The 23,130-nt window shown below is 40.1% G+C and carries 24 protein-coding genes; 18 read left to right on the top strand and 6 right to left on the bottom strand.

What is annotated here, in order from left to right:
- Positions 1 to 180 precede the first annotated feature (180 nt).
- From U1E44_RS09815 to U1E44_RS09790, 6 genes are all read left to right on the top strand, one after another.
- On the top strand, positions 181 to 1,323 hold the full coding sequence (locus U1E44_RS09815) for an NAD(P)/FAD-dependent oxidoreductase (protein WP_322930903.1): 1,143 nt from the start codon (positions 181 to 183) through the stop codon (positions 1,321 to 1,323).
- 91 nt (positions 1,324 to 1,414) lie between these two features.
- The gene (locus U1E44_RS09810; protein WP_322930902.1) at positions 1,415 to 2,467 is read left to right on the top strand and encodes a type III polyketide synthase; all 1,053 of its coding nucleotides are present in this window, start codon (positions 1,415 to 1,417) and stop codon (positions 2,465 to 2,467) included.
- 13 nt (positions 2,468 to 2,480) lie between these two features.
- Entirely contained in the window at positions 2,481 to 3,308 is an 828-nt protein-coding gene (locus U1E44_RS09805) for an SDR family oxidoreductase (protein ID WP_322930901.1), read from the top strand.
- Positions 3,309 to 3,346: 38 nt separating this feature from the next.
- A complete protein-coding gene (locus U1E44_RS09800; protein WP_322930900.1) occupies positions 3,347 to 3,802 on the top strand; it encodes a 3-hydroxyacyl-ACP dehydratase FabZ family protein in 456 nt (151 codons plus the stop codon).
- A complete protein-coding gene (locus tag U1E44_RS09795) occupies positions 3,792 to 5,066 on the top strand; it encodes a beta-ketoacyl-[acyl-carrier-protein] synthase family protein (RefSeq protein WP_322930899.1) in 1,275 nt (424 codons plus the stop codon). The genes U1E44_RS09800 and U1E44_RS09795 overlap by 11 nt, the downstream gene beginning before the upstream one ends.
- Positions 5,059 to 5,340, top strand: coding sequence for an acyl carrier protein (locus U1E44_RS09790; protein WP_322930898.1), 282 nt, complete (start codon positions 5,059 to 5,061; stop codon positions 5,338 to 5,340). The genes U1E44_RS09795 and U1E44_RS09790 overlap by 8 nt, the downstream gene beginning before the upstream one ends.
- A 27-nt stretch (positions 5,341 to 5,367) precedes the next feature.
- Here the strand turns inward: U1E44_RS09790 and U1E44_RS09785 are convergent, their stop codons facing one another.
- Positions 5,368 to 6,324: a TerC family protein gene (locus U1E44_RS09785; RefSeq protein ID WP_322930897.1), complete on the bottom strand. Its 957-nt coding sequence runs from the start codon at positions 6,322 to 6,324 to the stop codon at positions 5,368 to 5,370.
- A 64-nt stretch (positions 6,325 to 6,388) separates the two neighbouring features.
- Positions 6,389 to 6,904, bottom strand: a complete 516-nt coding sequence (locus U1E44_RS09780; protein ID WP_322930896.1) for a YceI family protein — start codon at positions 6,902 to 6,904, stop codon at positions 6,389 to 6,391.
- A gap of 146 nt (positions 6,905 to 7,050) precedes the next feature.
- Here U1E44_RS09780 and U1E44_RS09775 point away from each other — a divergent pair, with 146 nt between their 5' ends.
- Positions 7,051 to 7,401 (top strand): hypothetical protein, encoded by a 351-nt coding sequence (locus U1E44_RS09775; RefSeq protein WP_322930895.1) that lies wholly within the window; start codon positions 7,051 to 7,053, stop codon positions 7,399 to 7,401.
- A 15-nt stretch (positions 7,402 to 7,416) separates the two neighbouring features.
- Here the strand turns inward: U1E44_RS09775 and hpf are convergent, their stop codons facing one another.
- Complete coding sequence (hpf, locus tag U1E44_RS09770; RefSeq protein WP_322930894.1) at positions 7,417 to 7,719, bottom strand: ribosome hibernation-promoting factor, HPF/YfiA family; 303 nt, start codon at positions 7,717 to 7,719, stop codon at positions 7,417 to 7,419.
- 191 nt (positions 7,720 to 7,910) lie between these two features.
- On the opposite strand from hpf, the gene U1E44_RS09765 reads away from it, so the two are divergent.
- From U1E44_RS09765 to U1E44_RS09740, 6 genes are all read left to right on the top strand, one after another.
- Complete coding sequence (locus U1E44_RS09765) at positions 7,911 to 8,252, top strand: hypothetical protein (protein WP_322930893.1); 342 nt, start codon at positions 7,911 to 7,913, stop codon at positions 8,250 to 8,252.
- An 89-nt stretch (positions 8,253 to 8,341) separates the two neighbouring features.
- Positions 8,342 to 9,460 carry a hypothetical protein gene (locus U1E44_RS09760; RefSeq protein ID WP_322930892.1) on the top strand — a complete coding sequence of 373 codons (1,119 nt, stop codon included), beginning with the start codon at positions 8,342 to 8,344 and terminating at the stop codon, positions 9,458 to 9,460.
- A gap of 128 nt (positions 9,461 to 9,588) precedes the next feature.
- On the top strand, positions 9,589 to 10,542 hold the full coding sequence (locus U1E44_RS09755) for an Ig-like domain-containing domain (protein WP_322930891.1): 954 nt from the start codon (positions 9,589 to 9,591) through the stop codon (positions 10,540 to 10,542).
- A gap of 286 nt (positions 10,543 to 10,828) precedes the next feature.
- On the top strand, positions 10,829 to 11,365 hold the full coding sequence (locus tag U1E44_RS09750; RefSeq protein WP_322930890.1) for a DUF4251 domain-containing protein: 537 nt from the start codon (positions 10,829 to 10,831) through the stop codon (positions 11,363 to 11,365).
- 202 nt (positions 11,366 to 11,567) lie between these two features.
- On the top strand, positions 11,568 to 12,077 hold the full coding sequence (locus U1E44_RS09745; RefSeq protein WP_322930889.1) for a TlpA family protein disulfide reductase: 510 nt from the start codon (positions 11,568 to 11,570) through the stop codon (positions 12,075 to 12,077).
- Positions 12,077 to 13,294 carry a hypothetical protein gene (locus tag U1E44_RS09740; RefSeq protein ID WP_322930888.1) on the top strand — a complete coding sequence of 406 codons (1,218 nt, stop codon included), beginning with the start codon at positions 12,077 to 12,079 and terminating at the stop codon, positions 13,292 to 13,294. Before U1E44_RS09745 ends, U1E44_RS09740 begins: the two co-directional genes overlap by 1 nt.
- Positions 13,295 to 13,870: 576 nt before the next feature.
- On the opposite strand, the gene U1E44_RS09735 is transcribed toward U1E44_RS09740, so the two are convergent.
- Both U1E44_RS09735 and rmuC read right to left on the bottom strand, forming a co-directional pair.
- A complete protein-coding gene (locus tag U1E44_RS09735) occupies positions 13,871 to 14,335 on the bottom strand; it encodes an RES family NAD+ phosphorylase (protein WP_322930887.1) in 465 nt (154 codons plus the stop codon).
- A complete protein-coding gene (gene rmuC / locus U1E44_RS09730) occupies positions 14,332 to 15,444 on the bottom strand; it encodes a DNA recombination protein RmuC (RefSeq protein WP_322930886.1) in 1,113 nt (370 codons plus the stop codon). The genes U1E44_RS09735 and rmuC overlap by 4 nt, the downstream gene beginning before the upstream one ends.
- Positions 15,445 to 15,835: 391 nt before the next feature.
- On the opposite strand from rmuC, the gene U1E44_RS09725 reads away from it, so the two are divergent.
- Positions 15,836 to 18,514 carry a TonB-dependent receptor gene (locus tag U1E44_RS09725; RefSeq protein ID WP_322930885.1) on the top strand — a complete coding sequence of 893 codons (2,679 nt, stop codon included), beginning with the start codon at positions 15,836 to 15,838 and terminating at the stop codon, positions 18,512 to 18,514.
- A gap of 71 nt (positions 18,515 to 18,585) precedes the next feature.
- Here the strand turns inward: U1E44_RS09725 and U1E44_RS09720 are convergent, their stop codons facing one another.
- Positions 18,586 to 18,939: a 4Fe-4S dicluster domain-containing protein gene (locus tag U1E44_RS09720; RefSeq protein ID WP_322930884.1), complete on the bottom strand. Its 354-nt coding sequence runs from the start codon at positions 18,937 to 18,939 to the stop codon at positions 18,586 to 18,588.
- A 66-nt stretch (positions 18,940 to 19,005) separates the two neighbouring features.
- Here U1E44_RS09720 and U1E44_RS09715 point away from each other — a divergent pair, with 66 nt between their 5' ends.
- The 4 genes from U1E44_RS09715 to U1E44_RS09700 all read left to right on the top strand — a co-directional run bounded on the left by U1E44_RS09715 (position 19,006) and on the right by U1E44_RS09700 (position 23,033).
- Positions 19,006 to 20,079, top strand: coding sequence for an acyl-CoA reductase (locus U1E44_RS09715; RefSeq protein WP_322930883.1), 1,074 nt, complete (start codon positions 19,006 to 19,008; stop codon positions 20,077 to 20,079).
- Positions 20,080 to 20,226: 147 nt separating this feature from the next.
- Positions 20,227 to 21,291, top strand: a complete 1,065-nt coding sequence (gene serC / locus U1E44_RS09710; protein WP_322930882.1) for a 3-phosphoserine/phosphohydroxythreonine transaminase — start codon at positions 20,227 to 20,229, stop codon at positions 21,289 to 21,291.
- 81 nt (positions 21,292 to 21,372) lie between these two features.
- Positions 21,373 to 22,323: an NAD(P)-dependent oxidoreductase gene (locus tag U1E44_RS09705; protein ID WP_322930881.1), complete on the top strand. Its 951-nt coding sequence runs from the start codon at positions 21,373 to 21,375 to the stop codon at positions 22,321 to 22,323.
- A 74-nt stretch (positions 22,324 to 22,397) separates the two neighbouring features.
- Positions 22,398 to 23,033, top strand: coding sequence for a DUF937 domain-containing protein (locus U1E44_RS09700; RefSeq protein ID WP_322930880.1), 636 nt, complete (start codon positions 22,398 to 22,400; stop codon positions 23,031 to 23,033).
- The last annotated feature ends 97 nt before the right edge of the window (positions 23,034 to 23,130 follow it).

Below are 23,130 nucleotides of genomic sequence, written 5' to 3'. Positions count from 1 at the left end.
TCTGCGTTCCATAATACAGTAAATTTAGAATAAAAAATTAAACTTAAATTACTGTCCTATTTTTGGGGGAAATTATAGTTCATCTTAAAAGAAAAATTGCAGGGTAAACAGGGAATACTTGGATTTTATTAGATATTGTTAATGCTCAAATAGCTTTTAGAGCTAAAAAAAAATGAAATTTTGACAAATAATTCTGTAGATGTTGTAATAGTTGGTGGCGGTCTAGCCGGATTGGCAAGTGCCATACACCTTTCCAAGTTGGGTGTACCTACGCTCGTTATCGAAAAGCACACCTATCCTAGACACAAGGTTTGTGGAGAATATCTTTCATATGAGGTTGTGCCTTATCTTAATTTTTTAGGTATTGATTTAGTCGCATTAGGGGCAAAAAAAATTAATAGACTTCTTATAAGTACAGCTAAAAGTAAGGCTATAGAAACGCAGCTACCCTTAGGAGGATACAGTATTAGTAGACATACATTAGATTATACTTTATCAGAGAAAGTAAAAGCTAACGGAGGTACAATATTTCATGATACGGTTTTGAGTATTGAATTTATACAGAACTCTTTTAAAATTAAAACAAAAGGCAATATTGAATACCAAGCAAAAGTAGTCATTGGTGCATTTGGAAAAAGATCAAATCTTGATGCAAGCCTAGATCGATTTTTTTTAAAAAAGAAATCTCCCTTATTAGCAGTAAAAACATATTTAAAAGGTGATTTTCCAGATGATTTGGTTGCTCTTCACAATTTTAATGGAGGCTATTGTGGTGTTTCCAAAGTAGAAACCAACCACATGAATGTTTGTTATATGACGGATTTTAAATCATTTCAGAAATTTAATAACTTTAATGATTTTCAGCAAAATGTATTGTGTCAAAATGATTATTTAAAAACCATTTTTGAAAATTCTGAACCTGTTTTATCAAAACCATTGACCATAAGCCAAATATCATTCTCTAGCAAAAATTCTGTCGAAAATCATATTATGATGTGTGGAGATAGTGCCGGAATGATTCATCCATTGTCTGGCAACGGAATGAGTATGGCAATTCATAGTGCTCAAATGGTATCAACACTGATTGAGGAATATTTATTAGAAAAAATAAATTCTCGATCGGCATTAGAGCAAATGTATGTAACTATGAGGAGAAAGGCCTTCAAAAAAAGGTTAATTGCAGGTCGGTACATTGCGCCGTTTTTTGGAATGAATATTTTTTCGGAACTTCTTATGGCGGGTCTACAGAGTTTCCCAAAAATATTACCTAAAATTATTGAACAAACCCACGGAAAATTAGAGTTACCAGAGAATCCAAAATAATAGGTCGTTACAGCGGATCAAAACCTTTAAAGTGTTCAAAATTCCGAGAAGCTTAAAAAAATATTTAATTACACTAAGAAATTATCTTATAATGAGCGTAAAGATAATATGTGCTGTAAAGCAACTACCTAAATTTAGCCGACAAACAGATGATATTCTACCATTTGTTAACATATGGTTGTCTGGGAAAGAAGAACGTTTTCGTCGCAAGGCAATTAAAATTTTTCAAAATGCACAGGTAGATAGTCGCTATTCCATTATGGATCCTCATACGGTTTTTAAGCAACTGTCTTTTGAAGAAAGAAATGATATCTATGCACAAGAGTCAATAAAATTAGCTGAAAGAGCATTAAATAAAGCACTTAAAAAAGGATCATTAAAACCTAAAGATATTGATTATATTATTACGGTAAGCTGTACAGGCATTATGATACCATCTCTAGATGCTTACCTAATAAACAAATTTAAAATGCGGCAAGATATTATTCGTCTGCCAGTTACTGAAATGGGTTGTGCTGCAGGAATCTCTGGCATAATCTACGCTAAGAGGTTTTTACAAGCTAACCCAAACAAAAGAGCTGTTGTTATCGCCGTTGAATCGCCTACTGCCACTTTTCAGTTAGAAGATTTTTCTATGGCTAACATTGTAAGTGCAGCTATTTTTGGCGATGGTGCAGCTTGCGTAGTTTTGTCATCTCATGATTCAGATAGAGGGCCAGAAGTGATCGCTGAAAAAATGTATCATTTTTACGATTCCGAGCATATGATGGGCTTTAAATTGAAAAATAGCGGTCTTCAAATGATTTTAGATCCAGCTATTCCCGAAACCATTGCCACACATTTTACCGACATTGTATACCCCTTTTTAGCACAAAATAATAGTAGTATCGCCCAAGTAGATCATTTAATTTTTCACCCGGGTGGAAAAAAAATTGTGGAGACCGTAGAAGCCCTTTTTGGTGCTCTCGGTAAAAATATCGATGATACAAAAGAAGTGTTACGGCTGTTTGGCAATATGAGCAGCGCAACTGTGCTGTATGTGCTAGAGCGGTTTCTTAAAAAGGAAATTAGTCCCGGCGAACAAGGGTTAATGCTCAGTTTTGGTCCTGGTTTTTCAGCCCAAACCATATTGCTCCAATGGTAATTCATCATAAAAAATGAAAGAAAACATCCATAGCGCATCTTTAGCACAAGAAAAAACAAATCCCTCCGGAACTTGGGCCTTGATTCTGGGCGGCAGTAGCGGGCTGGGTTTGGCCACAGCCCAAAAATTGGCGCGGCATGGTTTTAACATCATCATTGTACATCGCGACCGGAAAAACGATATGGAAAAGATTCAAAAGGCATTTCAGGAAATAGCGCAACTTCCTGTTCAATTCAAAAGCTTTAATGCCGATGCCGTGCATCCGGAGTCCATCCTAAGCCTTGTCCAAAAAATTAAAACAACCTTACCTGATACCGAAAAAATAAAGGTCTTGGTACACAGCATTGCAAAAGGAACCCTAAAGCCAATGTATGCTACTACAGAAAGCGAACTGCAGCATCAGGATTTCCGTGTTACGATCGAAGCCATGGGCATTAGTTTATACTCCTGGACGCAATTGTTGGTCCGAGAAGACTTATTTTGTGCCGATAGCCGCATTATTTCCTTCACCAGTGAAGGGAATACCAAAGCAATGCACCATTATGCAGCAATTTCAGCCGCCAAAGGAGTATTAGAAGCCATAACGCGCAATATTGCCTTAGAATTTGCGCCCTTGGGTATTAAGGCGAATTGTATTCAGGCTGGGGTTACGGTCACCGCAGCGTTAGATCGCATTCCAGGAAGTGCGGCACTAAAAAAAAACGCACTACAACGTAATCCCAATGGCCGGTTAACCACCGTGGAAGATGTAGCTAATGCGGCATACCTTCTTTGTTTGGAAGAAGCTCAATGGATTACAGGTACCATACTAAAAGTGGATGGCGGGGAGAGTTTGCAATAATAGGGATGAGATTACACACAACAAGCACAACAGAAATAATGTACAAAAATATACTAACACAGTTGCCCTATGCGCCACCATTCCTCTTTGTAGACCGGCTTCTGCATATAGATGAACACGGTGCCGAAGGGAGTTTCACCTTTCGGGACGATTTGGATTTTTACCGCGGTCATTTTACGCATCAACCTGTAACACCCGGCGTTATTTTAACAGAGTGCTGTGCGCAAATAGGATTGGTTTGTTTCGGTTTATATCTTAGCAACAAGACAAATACTTTAAGTAATTTTTCGCAGCCTCAGGTGGCACTGAGTAGCGCAGAAATGGAGTTTTTAAAGCCGGTTTATCCCTCAGAAACGGTAACAGTAAAATCTACATTGATGTATTTTAGATTTCAAAAATTAAAATGCGCTGTACGCATGAATAACGAAAAGGATGAATTGGTTTGCCGTGGCGCACTAGCAGGCATGATAATACCCAACAGTCATGGTGCATAGAGTTGTTGTTACAGGGCTTGGTGTCTGTGCACCTAACGGGGTAGGACTTTCTAATTTTACAAGAGCTTTAAAATCAGGAGAAAGCGGCATACGTTTTCAACAAGAACTAAAGGACTTAAACTACGCATGTCACATTGCCGGACAACCTCAAATTAACCCTGATTTTCTAGCCTCGTATTTTACGTCTTTGCAATTACGGGACTTACGGTCTACCGGTATTATGTACGGCGTCATTGCCGGTACCGATGCTTGGGAAGACGCGGGATTGCATAAAATGACTGCAAATGATCCGGATTGGGACAGTGGAATTGTTTTTGGTTCCGGCACATTGGGTGTGGCGGCATTTCGGGAGGCCATTTACAAAATTGACGCTGGAAATACACGAAGACTAGGAAGCTCCACGGTACAGCAAACCATGGCCAGCGGTATTAGCGCTTATTTGGGTGGTATTTTGGGATGTGGCAATCAGGTGACTTCCAATTCCTCGGCCTGTGCCACAGGTACAGAAGCTATTCTAATGGGCTACGAACGCATTCGCTCAGGAAAAGCAAAGCGTATGCTTACCGGAAGTTGTAGCGATAGTGGTCCCTATGTGTGGAGTGCCTTCGATGCCTTACGTATTTTACCCGGTTCATATAATGAGAAGCCTGCCAAGGCAAGCCGTCCTATGAGTGCCACAGCAGCCGGATTTGTGCCCGGGAGTGGGGCAGGAGCCTTGGTGCTAGAATCGTTAGACAGTGCGCTGATGCGCGGTGTGCCCATCTACGCTGAAATTTTGGGCGGTGCGGTAAACAGTGGCGGACAACGAGGGGATGGTAGCATGACGGCACCAAACAGTGTGGCTGTGCAACATTGCATAGTACAAGCTGTAGCCAACGCAGGAATCAAAAAATCGGATATCGATATCATCAATGGACATTTAACCGCTACCGCTAAAGATCCTTTAGAAATTCGTAATTGGTCCGAAGCTTTGGACGTCTCACCATCGCATTTTCCGTTTATTAATTCTTTTAAAGGACATTTTGGACACTGTTTGGCCGCTGCGGGGAGTATCGAATGCGTAGGAGCCATACTGCAATTTAAAGAACGCATGTGTTTTGGAAATGTAAACTGTGAAGACCCACACCCCGAGATTTTAAATTTTGTGGAGGCGTCTAAAATACCGCAACGTTCTTTTGCCTTTACCCCTAAAATTTTGGCAAAAGCCAGTTTTGGTTTTGGCGATGTCAATGCGTGTATTATTTTTAAAAATTATAATGAGTAATAACGCTATGCATAAAGAAGAAAAGTACCTAACATTAAAAGAAATTGTACGTCGTTATCTTCCGGAGGATGTTTCTATAGACGACCTAACACCAGAGAGTCATTTAATGAACGAATTGAACATTAACTCGGCGCATTTGGTAGACATTGTTCTGGACGTAGAGGATGCCTTCGATATACGATTAGAAAACGATGACATGAATGAATTGCAAACCGTGTCGGACGCCTTGCGCATTATTGAACGTAAAATTGCCTCTAAATTGAACCCGGAGTAGCGCTGAACTTGTATGGTTTTTGAAACTTTACTTTGGCAATGATTCCTCCTCTTTTACGGGTATTACCAATGATGCTATAATACCCGCAAGCAGGGAAATGGTAATAACGGATAAGGAAAGCCACTCTGGTAATTCGATGTGGTGCGAAAACAACATCTTAAGCCCTACAAAGGCCAAAATGACAACCAAGCTGTAGTTTATAAATCGGAATTTAGCCAGCATTCGCGAAACCAAAAAGTACATAGAGCGTAACCCCAGTATAGCCATAATATTAGAACTGAATGCAATAAAGGGATCTGAGGTAATTGCAAGAATGGCCGGGATGCTGTCTAACGCAAAAAGAATATCGGTGAGTTCTATTACAATCAACGCAACAAAAAGGGGCGTTGCTGCATTAATCCCCATTCGTTTTACAAAAAAACTATGACCGTGCAAGGTGGTCGTGATAGGATATAGTCGTTGTAATTGTTTAAAAACAAATGAGTTTTTTGGATCAAACTCCGGCCCATCACTTTTTAACATTTTAAAAGCCGTAAACAAAAGGAATACGCCGAATACGTAAATAATCCAATCAAATTTTGTAATAAGAGCCACTCCAAAAACAATCATAATTGCCCGGAATACTATGGCGCCTAAAATACCCCAAAACAACACTCTGTGTTGGTAAATGGGCGGTATTTTAAAAGCAGAAAATATAACCGCAATGACAAACACATTGTCCACACTTAGCGAAAGTTCGATAAGGTATCCTGTTATGTATTTTAATGCTGCATTCTGTGGTGTTAATTGGGTAGGGTTTTCTATAAGTCCATTTGCAAACAGCCAATAAATAACCGCACTAAAGGACAGCGCCACACTAACCCAAATGGCCGTCCAAATGCCGGCTTCTTTGCTTTTTATAACATGTTCCGTTTTATGAAAAACTCCTAAATCAAGAGCCAAAAAAAGTATAATCATGAAAATAAAAGCACCCCAAATTAACATAGCATCATTTTTAAAAAAGCAAAGGTACGCATCATTTTAATGCCCAAAAGAATTAATTTACCTCTTACTCCTCAATATTGAAACGCAAGGTAACCTCCGCTTTATTTAGTGCTCGTTCCTCCTTAATCTGTATCCCAAAATCTGAGGTGTACAGGGTTGCCGTGCCCTCAAGACTGCCTCCGACGTTCTGAAATACAATCCGCAAGGGAAGGGTAACACCTTTTAAGGTTAGATTACCTTCAACGATGATGCGATCCTTTTCCGGAATCACGGCCGTACTACGATAGCCTATTTGTGGAAAGTCGGACATATTGAAATACTTGCGTCCTTTTAAATGCCAATCTCTTAGAAAGTTTCCCGTTTTTAAGGTTTTTACAACTACGGAACCCTCAAATTTTGACGCAGGCAAATTATCCCAATAGATCAACGAAGAGGAGTTGAAGCCTTGAATACTACCATAGACGTTATATGAAGGAAAAGAAAAGCTGATCTCAGCACTTTTGATCGTACCAGGCTGGGCTCTTGTTCCGGTTACAAGTACAAGCCCCAATAAAAAAAAGGACATAGATTTTACAGTCATATACATTCTTTTAACTCAAAAAAAAGCACACTACAGAAAGTTTCGATCAACCGTGCTCTTTTATCGGTATATTACGTATTTTAGGGTACATTTCCAATGCTAATGAACGTCTAAATTTACCTACTTTAGAGCAGACACTATTTTGTATGCAAAAGAAATACATTAGCACTGCCTTAGGTACAGCTATGGTACTATTTTTAGGGGTTTCTATCTGTAATGCACAAACCGAAGCAGTCCTTACAGCACCCGAAAAAATAACGGTACAACGCCTCTCCTTTTTGGAGCGATTTGAACCCGAAATGACCCTTACAGGAAAAGAACGACTTCAAAAGAAAAAGGAACATTACGCCCTAATGGCGCAACAAAGAGCGGTAATAGACACGCTTTCCATTTCGAATAGAAAGAAAAAAAAGTTACAAAAACTGGTTTATAGAGCGCCGTATTCCGATCGTTTAACCCAACAAGTCCACCTTTATTTAGAGGATGTACATCCTTAATTAGCAAGAACTTACTTAATGCGATTGCATCTTTTCCTTTCGTTTACGCAATTGTCGTTCTAGTTCGTCTGTAACTTCTGCAATAGAAGCCTCAAAATTGCCGTGACTTGCCTGAGCGAACAAATCGGGTCCCGGAGCACTTAAAAGCACCGTGCAGATCATGCCGGTTTCTGTGGAGGAGGTATTTTCAGTTTTAAAAGTGATGTGCGCACGAACGATAAAATGGTACTTATCCATTAGCTTATTCACTTTTTTTGCGGCCAGTTCTTCTAAGCGGGCACTGGCTTTTACATTGTCGTATTCAAAATTGATAGTCATAAGGTTTATTTTAAAGTTGAAAGTAGCCCAGTTTTTAACAATATCCTAATTTAGCTTATTTAAAGAAAACATAAATTATCCATTAAGAAAAGTTAAAGTCGCTTTTTCTTACAGCATCTTGTCGTTATTTTGTTAAAAATTCGTACCTTAAGGAACAGATTACGAGTTACTAACAATAATACCTGAACGCTATGGAGACTGCAATTGCCCACCGCCAACCCACTTTATTAGGAAAAGAGGCAGACACCTGTCTGGTTTTGCTTGAAAGAAACAATCAGGATCTTTTGCAATTAAAAAAGCAACTGCAATGTTATACCTGTGAACCAAAAACCTACAGCGCATACGAACAGTATGTAAAACTCACAGAACGTCTCGAAACTGCCTTTACGAAAAACCTAGATATCATACACGCTTTAGAACGAAAAAATAGCATTACAGCACCAAATGTTGCCGTTGTTAAAGCTCAAATATTGGAATTTAACGAACTTAAACGAGGGGTATTGGCTTATCGTGCTTCTTCTCGTAACCAATAGAAAATCAGATCGTTAAATTTTAGTTAATTCCCAATTACATTCGTCCTGGCATCCCTGTTTTTTCTATTTTTAGAAAAACAAGTTGTACGATGAAAAAAGTAATAGCAGGTCTGAGTATGTTGATCGTGGTCATGGTCAGTATTTCGGCCGTGGTACCCTCTACAAGCAGCTCATTGAAAGAAAATTTTATTTTAGGAACTCCTGAAATCGCATCCATCAATAAATTGACCTTCGGTCCGGAGGGTATTTTGTTCTTAGGCGATTCTAAAAGTGCTTCCATCGTTGCCTTAGACACTAAGGATACGCAGGTCGCAGAAACAGCATCCGAAATCAATATCCAAAATTTTGATGAAAAAATTGCTGCGGCTCTAGGAACCGCCGTGACCAATATCGAAATTAACGATATGGCGGTAAATCCGCTATCCAAAGTTATTTATTTTGCCGTAAATACGACCGATGGCACCGCTGTGTTGCTCAAGCTTAACGGAGACCAACTGGAACACGTGTCGTTAGAAAATATAGCGTATTCTAAGGTGCAGTTGGAGGACGCTGTGGCACCGGATGCTAAAGACCGAAGAAATAGGCCACTTCGAATTTGGGCAATTTCCGGATTAAAATACTATAAAGGTCAACTTATGGTATCGGGGTTATCGAACAAAGAATTTAGTTCTACTTTTAGGAGTATTCCTTTTCCTTTTAAGGCGGATCAGGATTATGCCTCGTTAGAAATTTACCATGCCGCTCATGGCCAATATGAGACTTATGCCCCTATAAAAACGTTTAATGTAATTCAACTGGAAGATAAAGATTACCTAATAGCCAGTTACACTTGTACGCCCTTGGTATTGTTTCCTATTGACGAATTGCGCAACGGTGTTCATGTGAAAGGAAGAACGGTTGCCGAGTTGGGAGCCGGGAATTCGCCCATAGATATGATTAGTATAGCCAAAGAAGGCAATCGCTATTTTCTGATGTCGAATACCAATAGACCAATAATGCGTATTGCCTATACCGATATTGTAAATTTTAAAGACACAATGACAGAACCTGTTCCGGAATTTTCTGCTACTGCGGGGGTAGATTATATTTCGCTTCCCCTTGTTAATGTGCTGGAACTGGATAATCTGGATGCCACCAAGGTGGTATATCTGCAAAGAACTGCTTCAGGTGCGTTAGTGCTCACAAGCCGCTCTACCCAATGGATGTAAACCTTGGGTACGCTGTACTTCTAAAGATCAGGATCTTCTTGCTCTTTTTTTGTTTGCTAGGGTTTACAAGGTGCGCAGAACATAAAGGGGGTAGTTTAGCGGTAATTCACTATAAAGCGAACAAGCCGGTGAAGGTTTCCTTTCGTTCGTCAAAATCTCCGGAATTTTTTAAAATTTCATTGGCCGGACAAAAGGAAACCGCCATTTTAGGGCAATTTAAAAGGGTAGGGGACTCGCTTACTTTTACACCTGCCATTCCTTTTACATGGGGTTTCACTTATGACATTCGGGAAAAGGATACCGTGCAACTTTCCTTTACCATACCCAAATCGCCTGAAATTGAAGCACCGGAAATCCTCGCCATATACCCAACTACCGATACCATACCTGAAAATCTTCTAAAAATGTATTTCATTTTTTCACAGCCCATGACCGAAGTGGGTAATGCGCTGGATTATATCAGCCTATACAACCAAACGACGCAACGTAAGGTGCCTGTTTTTTTGACATTAGAAACGGAATTATGGAACAAAGCGCACAACCAACTCACCCTATGGCTCGATCCCGGTCGTTTAAAAACCGATCTTATTCCGAATAAGGAGCGCGGAATGCCCTTAGAAAATCAACATGCCTATACACTTCGGATTGATGCGCAATGGCAAAGTGCCAAAGGAATGACGTTGAAACAAGATTATGTAAAACACTTTTGGGTTACACTACGGGATACTGAAAAACCGCAGCTCAGCAATTGGAGACTCGTGACTCCCAACAACGCAAGTCTTGAACCCTTGCACATTCATTTTAATGAACCATTGGATGCCCTTCTGGCAACAGAGACCATACACATTATGCATCGCGGACAACAGGCCGTATTGGGTAGCTTTCAATTGATGCCACACCAAAAGGGAGTTTTGTTTTATCCGGACACCCCTTGGACTTACGGAACGTATTCCGTGAAGGTCGATGCGAAACTAGAGGATTTGGCAGGAAACAATCTGCTACATTTGTTCGATACCGATGTACAAAACATTCCTAATGCAGAGCCGTCTACCGCACAGAGCCTTACGTTTAAAATCCAATAGATTGTACGTTTGTACAGCATAGCGCCTTAGAATCTGTTTACCGATTCAAGGCATAACTACTGGCTCTAGCACACTCAATTAAGAATTTGTTCCAACGCTCTAATCTCTTTTTCCAAACTTCTTTTACCTTTTTCATGATATACTTTTTTACATGTTATCAATATAGACGACACAAATCCTCTTGCTGACCTAATAAAAAGTTAAGTTTCTAAGAACGAGATAACAATGGGCTTCTTTTTTTGTAATTTTAATAAATAAGTCTAGGGAATACATAAAACATGGAGCCATGAAATATTTTTTGCCGGCCATAGTGCTGTTGGGTCTTTTATTCAGTTGTTCCGGTACGCAAAAAAGTGCAGCTTCCATTGCCCAATTGGACGCCTTGGTGCGTTCTAAAAATCTTGAAATACGATCAAACTGGGCCGCACCCATGCTATCGCGTGGGGTAATGGCGATATCCAATAGCGGATTATTAATGCCGGGAAGTACCGCCGGACGCATCGACATCATTGGAAACGCCAACTTTATTAAAATACAAGGCGATACCCTTAGTGCGTATTTGCCCTATTACGGAGAACGCCAAATGGGTGGCGGCTATGCGCGAAATAGCGGTATAGAATTTAAGGGCATCCCTACTACCTATGAAGTTACCCAAAATGAACCTAAAAAAACCTACACCATCCGCTTTACGATCTCCGAAAGCACTGAAAATTATCAGGTTTTTATCAATATTGGGACCGATTTAGCGACCACGGTATCCATAAACAGTTCACAACGAGATGCTATAAATTATTACGGAAATGCACGTCCCATAAAAGAATGATCTAAGCATAGTAGTATTTTTATATTGACCTTCTACAAAATTGACATCGATCTTTTTGATAGCGCTAACCGCACATACATCGGTAGTGATTCCTAAGAATCCTAAAAATGGGTGCTCTAAGAGGTCATAACCTTTTGGACGCACAAGTTTTGGCGAATAGGCGTATATTATGTACTTTCGAATTTCATACGTATACACACTTATGCTACTAAGAACCTATGTATTATGCTTTCTTGTTTTGAGCGTCGGCGGTTGCAAAGAAAGTCGCGAAAATGCCAAACAGCACTCACAAAAATTGGCGGTAACGGAAACTGAAATTCAAAAAAACCAATTTGAAGATTTAGACGGAAATTCTTTTGCGGTGGCGGACTTTAAGGGCAAACGGGTAATCCTGAATTATTGGGCCACTTGGTGTAAGCCCTGCATCGCCGAAATGCCTTCTTTAGTGCGGGCTCAAGAACTTTTAGGCGAAGAGAACTACACTTTTATTCTGGTTTCTGATCAATCGCCCACTGTAATCAAAGATTTTAAAGCAAAAAAGGGATTCAATTTGATGTTCATAAAATACAATGGTGCTTTGGCCAATCTTCAAATTAACGCATTGCCCACCACTTTTGTGTACGATTCCTCCGGAAATCAATCATTTCGGGTAGAGGGAGCGGTAGACTGGGATAGCTCCGAGATGCTTCATAAATTAAAGAATATACCATAATGCGGTTTAAAGAAATAGCGCTCCTTTGCATGCTAAGTCTGCTAAGTTCCTGCCATACGTCGGTTAAAAAAGACACGGAGATCGTTCATACCCTTAGGACGCCCGCTGGGATGGGCAGTTTTTTTCCCTCTTTGGTAGCACATCCGGAAGGTGCTTGGCTTACATGGATGCAAAAAACGAACGACACGGTCGTCGCTTTAAAATATGCCGTTTTAAAGGGCGAGACGTGGGAATCCGAAGAAACCATTGTCCAAGGAACCGATTGGTTTGTAAATTGGGCCGATTTTCCGTCGATTGCGATACAAAATCAAAATTTACTGGCACATACGTTGCAAAAATCGTCTAGTGGTACCTATTCGTACGATATAAAATTGCACCTCTTGCCTAAAAATGAGGAAATGTGGCAAATCAATATGCCGTTACATGAGGATAATACACCTACAGAACACGGTTTTGTAACGATGTTGCCTTACAGGGAAAATTCTTTTTTTGTCACCTGGTTAGATGGACGCCATACGGCTCAAGGTGGCGAACACGAACATCATGGCGCTATGAGCTTACGCAGTGCTGAGGTATTAACAACCGGAGAAGTTATTGGGGAGACACTTTTAGATGCCCGTACCTGCGATTGTTGCCAAACGACTGCTGCCATTACCAAAAATGGTCCCGTGGTGCTTTACAGAGATCGGTCGGAAGACGAAATTCGCGATATTAGTATCGTTCGATGGGTACATGGGGCATGGACGGCACCACAGCCAATCTATAACGATAATTGGCAAATTAATGGATGTCCGGTAAACGGTCCAAAAGCAGCAGCAAGAGATACTAATTTGGCGGTTGCTTGGTTTAGCGCAGCAGACGCTAATCCTACTGTTAAAGTGGTCTTCTCTTCAGATGGTGGCGCACACTTTGATACGCCCATAACGGTAAGTGAAAAGCAAACTATAGGTCGTGTAGACGTGGTTTTTATCGATGATGATACCGTTGTGGTGAGTTATATGGAAACTGGCGAAGAAGGTGCCTATCTAAAGGCGGTGAAGGTACCACGTTCGGGAACCATTGCCACACCAATGCTGGTTACTAAAATGGATGCTTCTCGAAGTTCCGGCTTTCCGCAAATGGAATTGGTGGATCATAGATTAATTTTCGCGTGGACCGCCACCGATAAAAAGCAACCTGAGGTTAAAATGGCTGCTATACGTATTGAGGATATGTAGTAGCAATGGACAATGGCGTATATATTGAATTATTCTATTTTACATAATATAAATTATAGTACAAATATAGTTCCGGTGTAAAACTGCGTATGCTTGCATTTTACATAATTGCAGATATAAATTACGCGCTAGCGTATTATATCGTTAGCCATTATGTAAAAGCCGTTTTACTAGAATGTTACTTTATATTTGTTAGCTACAATTCTATGATTTGTTGCGACGCCTGTGCTGAGCTTGCCGAAGTATAAAATTGCCGCTAGCAAACGCTCGATTGCTTTTTAAACACAAATGCGTAGCATTCATGAGATCCTTTAAAAAACAATAAACATCAGCGAATAACTTGCCACTGCTTGCCAACGCCAAAAAAATGCAAAACCTTTTAGTTTTTTTGAAATACGTGATTTAAGGGAAGTAATTTGCCAATAAATTTTTCAGGAAATTGTCGACAGCTTGCCGCAACAGCTAAAATTTTCTCTGCGAGCAAAATTCTTAGCCCTTGCCACCTCTTGGTGTTCCAAACAAATACTTTTTTAAGTCTATTTGACATAATGTTTAAAGATCTATTTTTCGAATAGATTATTTCTTTTTAAATAATCGTTGGTCAAAACCAAAAGGGCTTTTTTCTATTATTTTGACCTTTGAAAATTCAACGTGTGAAGGATTTATTAAAAAATTAAAATCCCCGGGAGCAACCACTGACGGAACTTTTAAAATCAGGTCTTTGTTGGCTTTAATGAAATCATCACCGATTTTCTTTGTTATATGTGAAGGAGGATGGGAATTCCATGTTGTACCCTTTAAATTCGTTACAGGAATAACGGAGATAGTGACATCAGGTATTTCAATTGAAATTACAAAATAATCTCTAGGTAAAATACCAAAAGGAACATTCACCGCGACTTCTGCCATAGCCAAGGCTATTGACGATGCTGTATATAAAACCTTAGTTCCTTTGCTATTCCATCTGCCCCCATTTATTTCAGCCCCAATGCCCGATAAATCATCTTTGTATTTCCCTCTTGCAATTCTATACACAATCATGCTAAAATACCATGTTCTATTCTACCTAAGGCATCTTTTACAATACCTAGGCCTACAGAAGTGTCTAGCAATTCTTTAGGGCTTACACCGCCCATAGCAACATTATCCATCATCAGCCAAGAATGAAAGGAATCCATAGCTCCAAAAACTTCTTCCCCGTAGTGCATTAACTGTTGAATTTCAACAATTTTTTCTGTTTGTTTTGGCGCAAAAGTTTTGTTATCCTTTTTATATCGGACTAGTGTGCGTAACGTAGTGTCCAAAACAAGAGCCCAGTCTTTATCTTTTAACGGGGTTTGTGCCGCCACCGTTTCAAAGGTGTGGTAATCCATACCCTCCCGAATAAGGCGTACCAAAGCCAAACTACGTGCATCATCGTTCCAATCATAAGAAACGCTTGCCAATATGCGCTCTGGTTCTGCTGCATACACAGATGTGCCTATTGGTTCAGCAGCAATAAGTTCTTGCAAATCGCTGCGCTCCAGATTGTAATCGTCGAGGTCTCTCCCCGGATGCACAATCTTCTTCCTATCATTTCGTTCCTGATAGTCATTGTCCCAGATGCTGTACATAGTTCGTAAAGTAGCTAGTAATGTAGTTGGGGTCACAATAATAATGTTTTGATCAAAGGCCTTATTATAGAAACCACTATCATACTTAAGTGCTGTTTCAAAAGCAGTTTCTATAGGAACGAACATAAGCACAAAATCAGGTCTTTCTATATCGTATAAATCCTCATATTTTTTTTTGGATAGTTGATCTATGTGCCTTTTGAGCCCATTGAAATGATCTCTCAAAAATTGATCCTTAAGCCCATCTTCCGCGGTAACAAAACGCTCATAATCTTTAAGAGGTACGCTAGAATCCACAATCATCTTCTTCCCGTCAGGAAAGTTAATTATGACATCGGGAAGTGCCCTACTACCATCACGTCTTAAATCACCTTGTAGCAGCGAATATTCTTTTCCTTCTATAAGACCAGATGCATTCAGAAGCCCTTCCAAAGTCAATTCATCCCTTTTAGTATGAAGATAAGCTAATTGCTTTTTCAGCAAGGAAGGAATGCCATTTCTTTTCCCTTTATTTTCTTCTACTTTCTTACTAGTCATAATCTAGTTTTATTCTCAAATTTATAAAAATAACTGACATTTGTCTTAATTTTAACGACAATTTACCAATTTTATTATTTTGTAAATTTCAATCTAAAGATTCCCCGACCCTTGGGTCGGGGTTTCCTATTTACCTCTCCTTTGGAGAGGTCGGAACTGTCTTTTTGCAGTTCCTGGTGAGGTGAAATACAAAATTTTGGCTTTTGGCCCAAAGGCCAAAATGAAACTGGCGAAATACCCCTATGGCTTGCCTCGGGGATAGTGAGTTTCAAGAATTTTTTTATTTTTTTTGATCGGCAAACCTACTATTTCCCATTCTTTATATAAGAACATCTAAAACTGTTAATTAAATTAACTAATTTTAGAAAATATAACCCACTAAAACCAATCTATGAAACTCTTCTTTGGCTTGTTGATGGCCTTTTTAGGTCATACAACAACACTTATTGCACAAAATACCATCAGCGGTGTTGTTACCGATAACAGCGGTCTGCCGCTGGCAGGTGTAAATATTATAGAAAAAGGCACCACTAATGGTACTGTAACGGATTTTGACGGCAACTACACAATTGCAATTAGTAATGAAGCGGTTCTCGTTTTTAGCTACATTGGTTTTACAACCAGAGAAGAAAATACCGCAGGAAAAACAAGCCTAAACGTCAGCCTTTCTGAAGGCTTGCAATTGGATGAGGTATTGATTGTAGGCTCTAGAAGTCCCAAACGAACAGCTGTGGATACTCCGGTAGCCATAGATGTTATTGATGTGCAGGAAGTATCTACACAGCTAGGTCGTATTGAAGTAAACGAGCTTTTGCAGTATGCGGCGCCCTCTTTTAACGCCAGTAAACAATCGGGCTCCGATGGTGCCGATCACGTAGATCCAGCATCATTGCGAGGTTTAGGACCAGATCAAACGCTAGTGCTCATCAACGGTAAAAGAAGGCATCAGTCTTCTTTAGTAAATCTTTTTGGAACTCGGGGGCGGGGTAATACAGGTACCGACCTAAATGCCATTCCCGCATCGGCTATAAAAAGAATCGAAATTTTGCGCGATGGTGCTTCGGCTCAATACGGGTCAGATGCTATTGCCGGAGTAATCAACATTGTCTTAAACGATCGGGTCGATGAATTTACAGGTACGGTTAGTTACGGTTTTTTTAATACCGATGCAGATGGGGAGTTCCCACCGGGCACCCCAAACACGGATGGAAATCGGCTCGACACTGAACAAGATGGAAATAAAATAGGAAAGGATCGAGATTTTGATGGCGGTTCGGTAAAAGTAACCGCTAACTACGGCGTGGCCATAGGGGAAAATGGTGGCTTTGCCAATTTTACCACAGAATATATCAACAAAAACAAAACCTTACGCCCCGGGTTCGACTTTAGAAGGGGCTTTGGTGAGGCTGCTATTGACGGATTTAATGTATTTGGAAATCTCGCAATTCCGGTAAGCGAAAAATCTGAAATATACGCTTTTGGCGGCCGCAATTACAGGGATACCGATGCGTTTGCTTTTACAAGGAACAATCCTACGGAACGCAATGTGGTTAGTATTTATCCGGATGGTTTTACACCCAGAATTACATCAATCATAACAGACAATTCGTTTGCTGCCGGATTCAGAACCGAAACGGATAGTGGTTGGAAAATTGATATCAGTAACTCGTACGGGAAAAATGATTTCCACTATTTCATCAAAGGAACGCTAAACGCATCATTACAAGAAACGTCGCCAACCGATTTTGATGCCGGCGGGCATACCTTGTCTCAAAACACGGTTAATCTAGATCTATCTAAATACTATGATGACATTTTAGAGGGTTTTAACTTGGCTTTCGGTGCCGAATACAGAACCGAAAATTTTACCATTTTTGCCGGAGAACCGGGTTCCTTTGGCACTTTTGATGTTGATGGCCGCTTAATTACAAATCCGACCAATCAAATTCAGCCTACTGATCCGATAACTGGAGAGTTGCGCCCTGGTGGATCTCAAGGTTTTCCGGGATATAGCCCGGCCAATGAAGTGGATAGAAACCGATCTAATATTGCGATCTATGCCGATACCGAATTGGAGGTCACCTCTAATTTTTTACTTGCAGGAGCTTTGCGCTTTGAGGAATACAGTGATTTTGGCAGTACATTTAACGGCAAATTGGCAGCACGGTACAAGGCTTCCGATAATGTCAATATTCGGGGATCTGTGAGTTCGGGTTTTAGGGCACCTTCTTTAGCACAAATTTACTACAATCTTCTTTTTACCAATTTTGTGGGCGGACAAGCTTTAGATACGCAGCTTTCACCAAATAATAGTCCAGTTACTGCATCGTTTGGTATTGGACCCTTGGAACAAGAGACCGCATTTAATGCTGCGCTGGGATTTACAGCCACTTTTGGAAATTTTACAGCTACTGTAGACGGATATTATATAGAAGTTCAGGATCGGATTGTGCTTACCGGGAATTTTGATGCTCCGCAAATTCCCAATGTAGAAGCTGCTCAATTTTTTGCCAATGGCGCAGACACCGAAACCGTTGGTTTGGATATTGTACTATCGCACAAAATTCAAATTGGTGAAGGTACTTTGTCTAGCAGTTTTATAGGCAATATCAATAATATGACAATAACCGCAGTTAAAAATGGAGCTTTAGACGAACAAACCTTTTTTGGGGAACGTGATAAGGCCTTCTTATTGGCATCGGCTCCAGATAGTAAGTTAACATTGAACCTTAAATACGCGCTTAACAAATTTGATGTGGCCCTGGGTTTAACGCACTTTAGCGAAATTGAATTGTTAGATTTTCAAATGTTCGAAGATGTGGCTGATTTTGGAAGTTTTGAAAATCAAGTCGCCGCCGCTACCGATAGGTACAGTGCAAAAATGGTTACCGATCTTAATTTTGGATATAAGCTTTCCGATAATTTAAAATTAAATGTAGGCAGCAACAATCTTTTTAATATATATCCAGATCAGCAAGATGATTGGACGGAAGCAGGTGGCTATTGGGACTCCGTGCAGATGGGTTTTAGCGGTGCCTATTACTATGGTAGAATGACCTTTACTTTCTAATTCCATACCTCTCCTAAACACAAAAATCCCAAGTGTGCTCACTTGGGATTTTTTTTTGAGATTAATTTTTATTATTCCGAAGGATGCATAAATCGCTGTTTCGCCAATAAGGTTTCTTCAGATTCTACATGATTCTCATCCGGGACACAACAATCTACCGGACACACGGCGGCACATTGAGGTTCTTCATGGAAGCCCATACATTCGGTACACTTATCCGGGGAAATATAATAAATTTCGTCACTTATGGGTTCCTGTACTTCGTCCGCATTCACTTCCTTGCCATTTGGTAATATTACCGTGCCTTTTAAGGAAGTACCATCGCCATAGCGCCATTCATCTGCTCCTTCATAAATTGCGGTATTCGGGCATTCCGGTTCACATGCCCCGCAATTTATGCACTCATCTGTTATGATTATTGCCATAATTTTTCTTTTCTATTGCTTACTTTTGCGCAAAGGTAAAGCCTATTAAAATAATGTACAAATATAATGACTGACCTTCAAGACAGATTAGAAGCTTTTGTTAAACTTGGTGACTTCTTTCAGGAGTTTTGTGAATATCGAAATTTTAAGGGAAGTCATAAGCCTGTAGAAAATCCATTTTTTGAAGAATTTACGGAGGTAATTGTTCATTCGGGGTATCGCAATGGATGGTTTACCGAAGAAAATATTCATTATAGTTTGGCGCATTGGGCTACATTACTGACTAGAAACGCATTGGAAAACTGGCTCTCTCCGTACAAAATGCGTAACCCGAATCCTAGGGAAGTGGCCGTCATTATGGCAGGAAATATTCCTTTGGTGGGTTTTCATGATTTTTTGACCGTACTGATTACCGGACATAAAGTTTGGGTGAAATTGTCTTCTAATGACACCCTATTACTTCCTTATATTGCCCAGCAGCTTATACGCATGGCACCCTTTTTTAAAGGGCATATTCGGTTTGCAGAGGGACGTATGACCGGCTTTGATGCCGTAATTGCTACCGGAAGCGATAATACCGCACGGTATTTTGAATATTATTTTAGCAAAAAACCACACATTATTAGAAAAAACCGGAATGCCGTTGCGGTTCTTTCAGGTAGCGAAACACCTACACAGTTGCAATCTTTAGGGGAAGATATTTTTAGGTACTACGGATTGGGATGCCGAAGTGTGTCTAAAATATGGGTACCCAAAGCCTATAATTTTGATCTTTTTTTTGATGCGATTTACAGCTATCATCCCATAATAGACCAAGCCAAATATGCCAATAATTATGATTATAATAAGGCGGTGTATCTTATGAGTGCGATTTCTTTGCGCGACAATGGCTTTTTGTTGTTAAAAGAAGATGCTAGTTTCGCCTCTCCTATTGCCACACTTTTTTACGAGTTTTATGAAGATATAGCGCATTTGAAAGGTTTGCTGGCAGCGCAAAGCGAAAGACTGCAATGTGTGGTTGCCAACGGATTTATCGAAGAAGAAATTCCTTTTGGAACAAGTCAAAAACCCAATTTACACGACTATGCCGACGGCGTAGATACCGTAGAATTTCTTTTAAAAATAGCTGTGAATATTTAATATTTAATATCGGAGTTTCATTTTAATTTTATGACCTTTGACCTTTGTTTTACTCAAAATCTGCTTGATGGTTTTTTTTATTTGTTTAGATTTCAGAATCCATTGAACGAATTAAATTAAATTCAGTATCGTAACTTTATAAAGTCAATGAAAAAACACAATTTTAGCGCCGGCCCTTGTATTCTTCCTCCGGAAGTCATTCTAAAATCTTCTGAAGCTTTCCTCAATTTTAATGGATCGGGATTATCTTTAATTGAAATTTCGCACCGCAGTAAAGATTTTGTAGCGGTAATGGATAAAGCAAGAACCTTAGCCCTAGAACTCTTGGGGTTGGAAGGGAAGGGATATCAAGCTTTATTTTTACAAGGCGGTGCCAGCATGCAATTCCTTATGGTTGCCTACAACCTTTTGCGCAAACAAGCCGGATACTTAAATACAGGTACTTGGAGCGATAAGGCCATAAAAGAGGCGAAACTTTTTGGCGATGTGCTGGAAGTCGGTTCCTCTAAAGACGAGGATTTTAGGTACATTCCTAAGGGGTATGCTATTCCTGAAGGTCTGGACTATGTGCACATTACCTCTAACAATACCATTTACGGAACACAACTTAAAAAATTTCCTAAAATAAATGCACCGCTACTATGCGATATGAGTTCTGATATTTTTTCGAGACAACTCGATTTTTCTATGTTTGATCTAATCTACGCGGGAGCCCAAAAAAATATGGGACCGGCAGGCACCACTTTGGTAGTAGTGAAAGAAGCTATTTTGGGAAAGGTTTCTCGAGAAATTCCCTCAATGTTAGATTACAGAAAACATATTCAAGCAGAAAGCATGTACAATACACCTTCGGTTTTTGCGGTGTATGTGTCGCTACTAACCTTAGAGTGGCTCAAGGATATGGGTGGCATCGCTGCCATAGAAGAGATTAATGAAAAAAAAGCGCAATTGCTGTATTCTGAGATTGATCTTAATCCGGTTTTCGAAGGCTATGCCAGTATAGAAGATCGATCTTTTATGAATGCTACGTTTACCCTTGCCGAAACCAAATTAAAGGACACTTTTGACGCAATGTGTAAAGATGCAGGAATCGTTGGCCTTAATGGGCATCGCTCTGTAGGAGGCTACAGGGCATCCATGTACAATGCATTACCTCTGGAAAGTGTAGGTGTTTTGGTCGATGTAATGAGCGAATTAGAACGAAAAGCATAATATTGGTTTAGTCGCATGGGATTGATTGTTTTTTTTAGAAATACATGATCGCAATAACCAATTATTTTTTAAATGGAACAAATGAAAATACTTGCCAATGACGGACTTGCACCAAGTGCCATTGCAAAACTTAAAACCAATGGTTTTGATGTACTTACAACTACTGTGGCGCAAGAACAACTGGAAAACTATATCAAAACACATAGCATTGATATTCTTTTGGTGCGCAGTGCTACCCAAGTGAGAAAGGATCTTATTGATGGCTGTTCTTCTCTAAAAATAATTGGTCGCGGTGGTGTTGGCTTGGATAATATTGATGTAGCGTATGCCCAAAAAAAAGGAATAAAAGTGATTCATACTCCGGCTGCATCCTCGGATGCAGTGGCCGAGTTGGTCTTTGCGCATCTTTTGGGTGGATGGCGTTTTTTGCATGATGCCAACCGAAATATGCCCCTAGATGGCGATACCAAATTTAAGGAACTAAAAAAAGCCTATGCCAAAGGTGTAGAACTAAGAGGTAAAACTATAGGTATTATAGGCTTTGGGAGAATTGGGCAAGCTACGGCTAAGATGGCTCTGGGGATGGGTATGAAGGTGCTTTTTCACGATCCCAATGTAGAAAAAGCTATCATCGAACTTCATTATTTTGACGGCCAACGGCTTGCATTTACCTTGGAAGGAATTTCTAAAGCGCACCTTCTTCAAAATGCCGATGTCATAAGTCTTAGTCTTCCTGTTCAAAAATCCTATGTTCTAAGCACACATGATTTTGAAATCATGAAAGAAGGGGTTGCTATTATCAACACAGCTCGCGGAGGTGTGCTAGACGAGGTTGCACTCATTCAAGCCATTGAAAATGGTAAAGTTTCCTTTGCAGGCCTCGATGTTTTTGAGTCAGAACCTACCCCAGAAATACGCATTCTAATGCACCCTCAAATTTCACTATCGCCCCATATCGGAGCGGCCACCGTTGAAGCACAAGAACGCATTGGTTTGGAGCTAGCCAATCAAATAATTGCATCTATAAATTGATTTTCTTTTAATTTACGAAAGGATAAATTCATTTTTTTGTACATTCCAACCACAAACTTTAAATCTTTTTAAAAATGTCAGGATTATTAGATTTGCTTAACAGCCCTATCGGCAAGCAACTTATTAGCGGTGTAGCTGGTCAAACTGGTCAACCGGAAAGTAAAACCGCCGATGCCTTGAGCTTGGCAATGCCTTTATTGCTCGGTGCTATGAAAAAAAATGCGTCAACACCGCAAGGTGCTCAGGGACTTATGGGCGCACTATCTTCATCCAAACATGACGGTAGCATTTTAAACGAACTCGGCAGTTTTTTTGGAGGAGGTGTAGATGAATCTGCTATTAATGATGGTGCCGGTATTTTAGGGCATGTATTTGGTAACAAACAACCTCAAGTAGAAAATGCGTTGAGTCAAAAAACCGGATTAGATGCCAATGCCATTGCTCAAATGTTAAAAATTGCCGCACCCATTGTCATGGGTTATTTGGGAAAGCAAACAGCTCAAAGTAACGTATCTGATGCCAATGGACTTAACGGTCTTTTGGGAGGCCTGTTAGGGGGGCAACCCAAGGAAAGTCAGAGCCTCATTATGACACTTTTAGATGCAGATGGTGATGGCAGTGTGTTAGATGATGTGGCCGGAATGGTCATGGGATCTTCCAAAAACAAAGGTGGCTTAGGGGGGCTTTTAGGTGGTCTCTTCCGGAAATAATCCTTTAGCTTCACCAGATTTTAACAATAGGCTGTCTACAAAGGCAGCTTTTTTTGTACCTTATTAAAAATAATAAGGTAAGGAAAGGTGCTGTATT

The organism is Aurantibrevibacter litoralis (genome assembly GCF_034651555.1).
Classification (GTDB): domain Bacteria; phylum Bacteroidota; class Bacteroidia; order Flavobacteriales; family Flavobacteriaceae; genus Aurantibrevibacter; species Aurantibrevibacter litoralis.
This window is presented reverse-complemented; position numbering and strand designations above follow the sequence as displayed.

Coding starts and splice junctions, on each gene's coding strand:
- U1E44_RS09810 (WP_322930902.1), top strand. CDS start 1,415: ATGAGCGTAAAGATAATATGTGCTGTAAAGCAACTACCTAAATTTAGC.
- U1E44_RS09805 (WP_322930901.1), top strand. CDS start 2,481: ATGAAAGAAAACATCCATAGCGCATCTTTAGCACAAGAAAAAACAAAT.
- U1E44_RS09800 (WP_322930900.1), top strand. CDS start 3,347: ATGTACAAAAATATACTAACACAGTTGCCCTATGCGCCACCATTCCTC.
- U1E44_RS09795 (WP_322930899.1), top strand. CDS start 3,792: ATGGTGCATAGAGTTGTTGTTACAGGGCTTGGTGTCTGTGCACCTAAC.
- U1E44_RS09790 (WP_322930898.1), top strand. CDS start 5,059: ATGAGTAATAACGCTATGCATAAAGAAGAAAAGTACCTAACATTAAAA.
- U1E44_RS09785 (WP_322930897.1), bottom strand. CDS start 6,324: ATGTTAATTTGGGGTGCTTTTATTTTCATGATTATACTTTTTTTGGCT.
- U1E44_RS09780 (WP_322930896.1), bottom strand. CDS start 6,904: ATGACTGTAAAATCTATGTCCTTTTTTTTATTGGGGCTTGTACTTGTA.
- U1E44_RS09775 (WP_322930895.1), top strand. CDS start 7,051: ATGCAAAAGAAATACATTAGCACTGCCTTAGGTACAGCTATGGTACTA.
- hpf (WP_322930894.1), bottom strand. CDS start 7,719: ATGACTATCAATTTTGAATACGACAATGTAAAAGCCAGTGCCCGCTTA.
- U1E44_RS09765 (WP_322930893.1), top strand. CDS start 7,911: ATGGAGACTGCAATTGCCCACCGCCAACCCACTTTATTAGGAAAAGAG.
- U1E44_RS09760 (WP_322930892.1), top strand. CDS start 8,342: ATGAAAAAAGTAATAGCAGGTCTGAGTATGTTGATCGTGGTCATGGTC.
- U1E44_RS09750 (WP_322930890.1), top strand. CDS start 10,829: ATGAAATATTTTTTGCCGGCCATAGTGCTGTTGGGTCTTTTATTCAGT.
- U1E44_RS09745 (WP_322930889.1), top strand. CDS start 11,568: ATGCTACTAAGAACCTATGTATTATGCTTTCTTGTTTTGAGCGTCGGC.
- U1E44_RS09740 (WP_322930888.1), top strand. CDS start 12,077: ATGCGGTTTAAAGAAATAGCGCTCCTTTGCATGCTAAGTCTGCTAAGT.
- U1E44_RS09735 (WP_322930887.1), bottom strand. CDS start 14,335: ATGATTGTGTATAGAATTGCAAGAGGGAAATACAAAGATGATTTATCG.
- rmuC (WP_322930886.1), bottom strand. CDS start 15,444: ATGACTAGTAAGAAAGTAGAAGAAAATAAAGGGAAAAGAAATGGCATT.
- U1E44_RS09725 (WP_322930885.1), top strand. CDS start 15,836: ATGAAACTCTTCTTTGGCTTGTTGATGGCCTTTTTAGGTCATACAACA.
- U1E44_RS09720 (WP_322930884.1), bottom strand. CDS start 18,939: ATGGCAATAATCATAACAGATGAGTGCATAAATTGCGGGGCATGTGAA.
- U1E44_RS09715 (WP_322930883.1), top strand. CDS start 19,006: ATGACTGACCTTCAAGACAGATTAGAAGCTTTTGTTAAACTTGGTGAC.
- serC (WP_322930882.1), top strand. CDS start 20,227: ATGAAAAAACACAATTTTAGCGCCGGCCCTTGTATTCTTCCTCCGGAA.
- U1E44_RS09705 (WP_322930881.1), top strand. CDS start 21,373: ATGAAAATACTTGCCAATGACGGACTTGCACCAAGTGCCATTGCAAAA.
- U1E44_RS09700 (WP_322930880.1), top strand. CDS start 22,398: ATGTCAGGATTATTAGATTTGCTTAACAGCCCTATCGGCAAGCAACTT.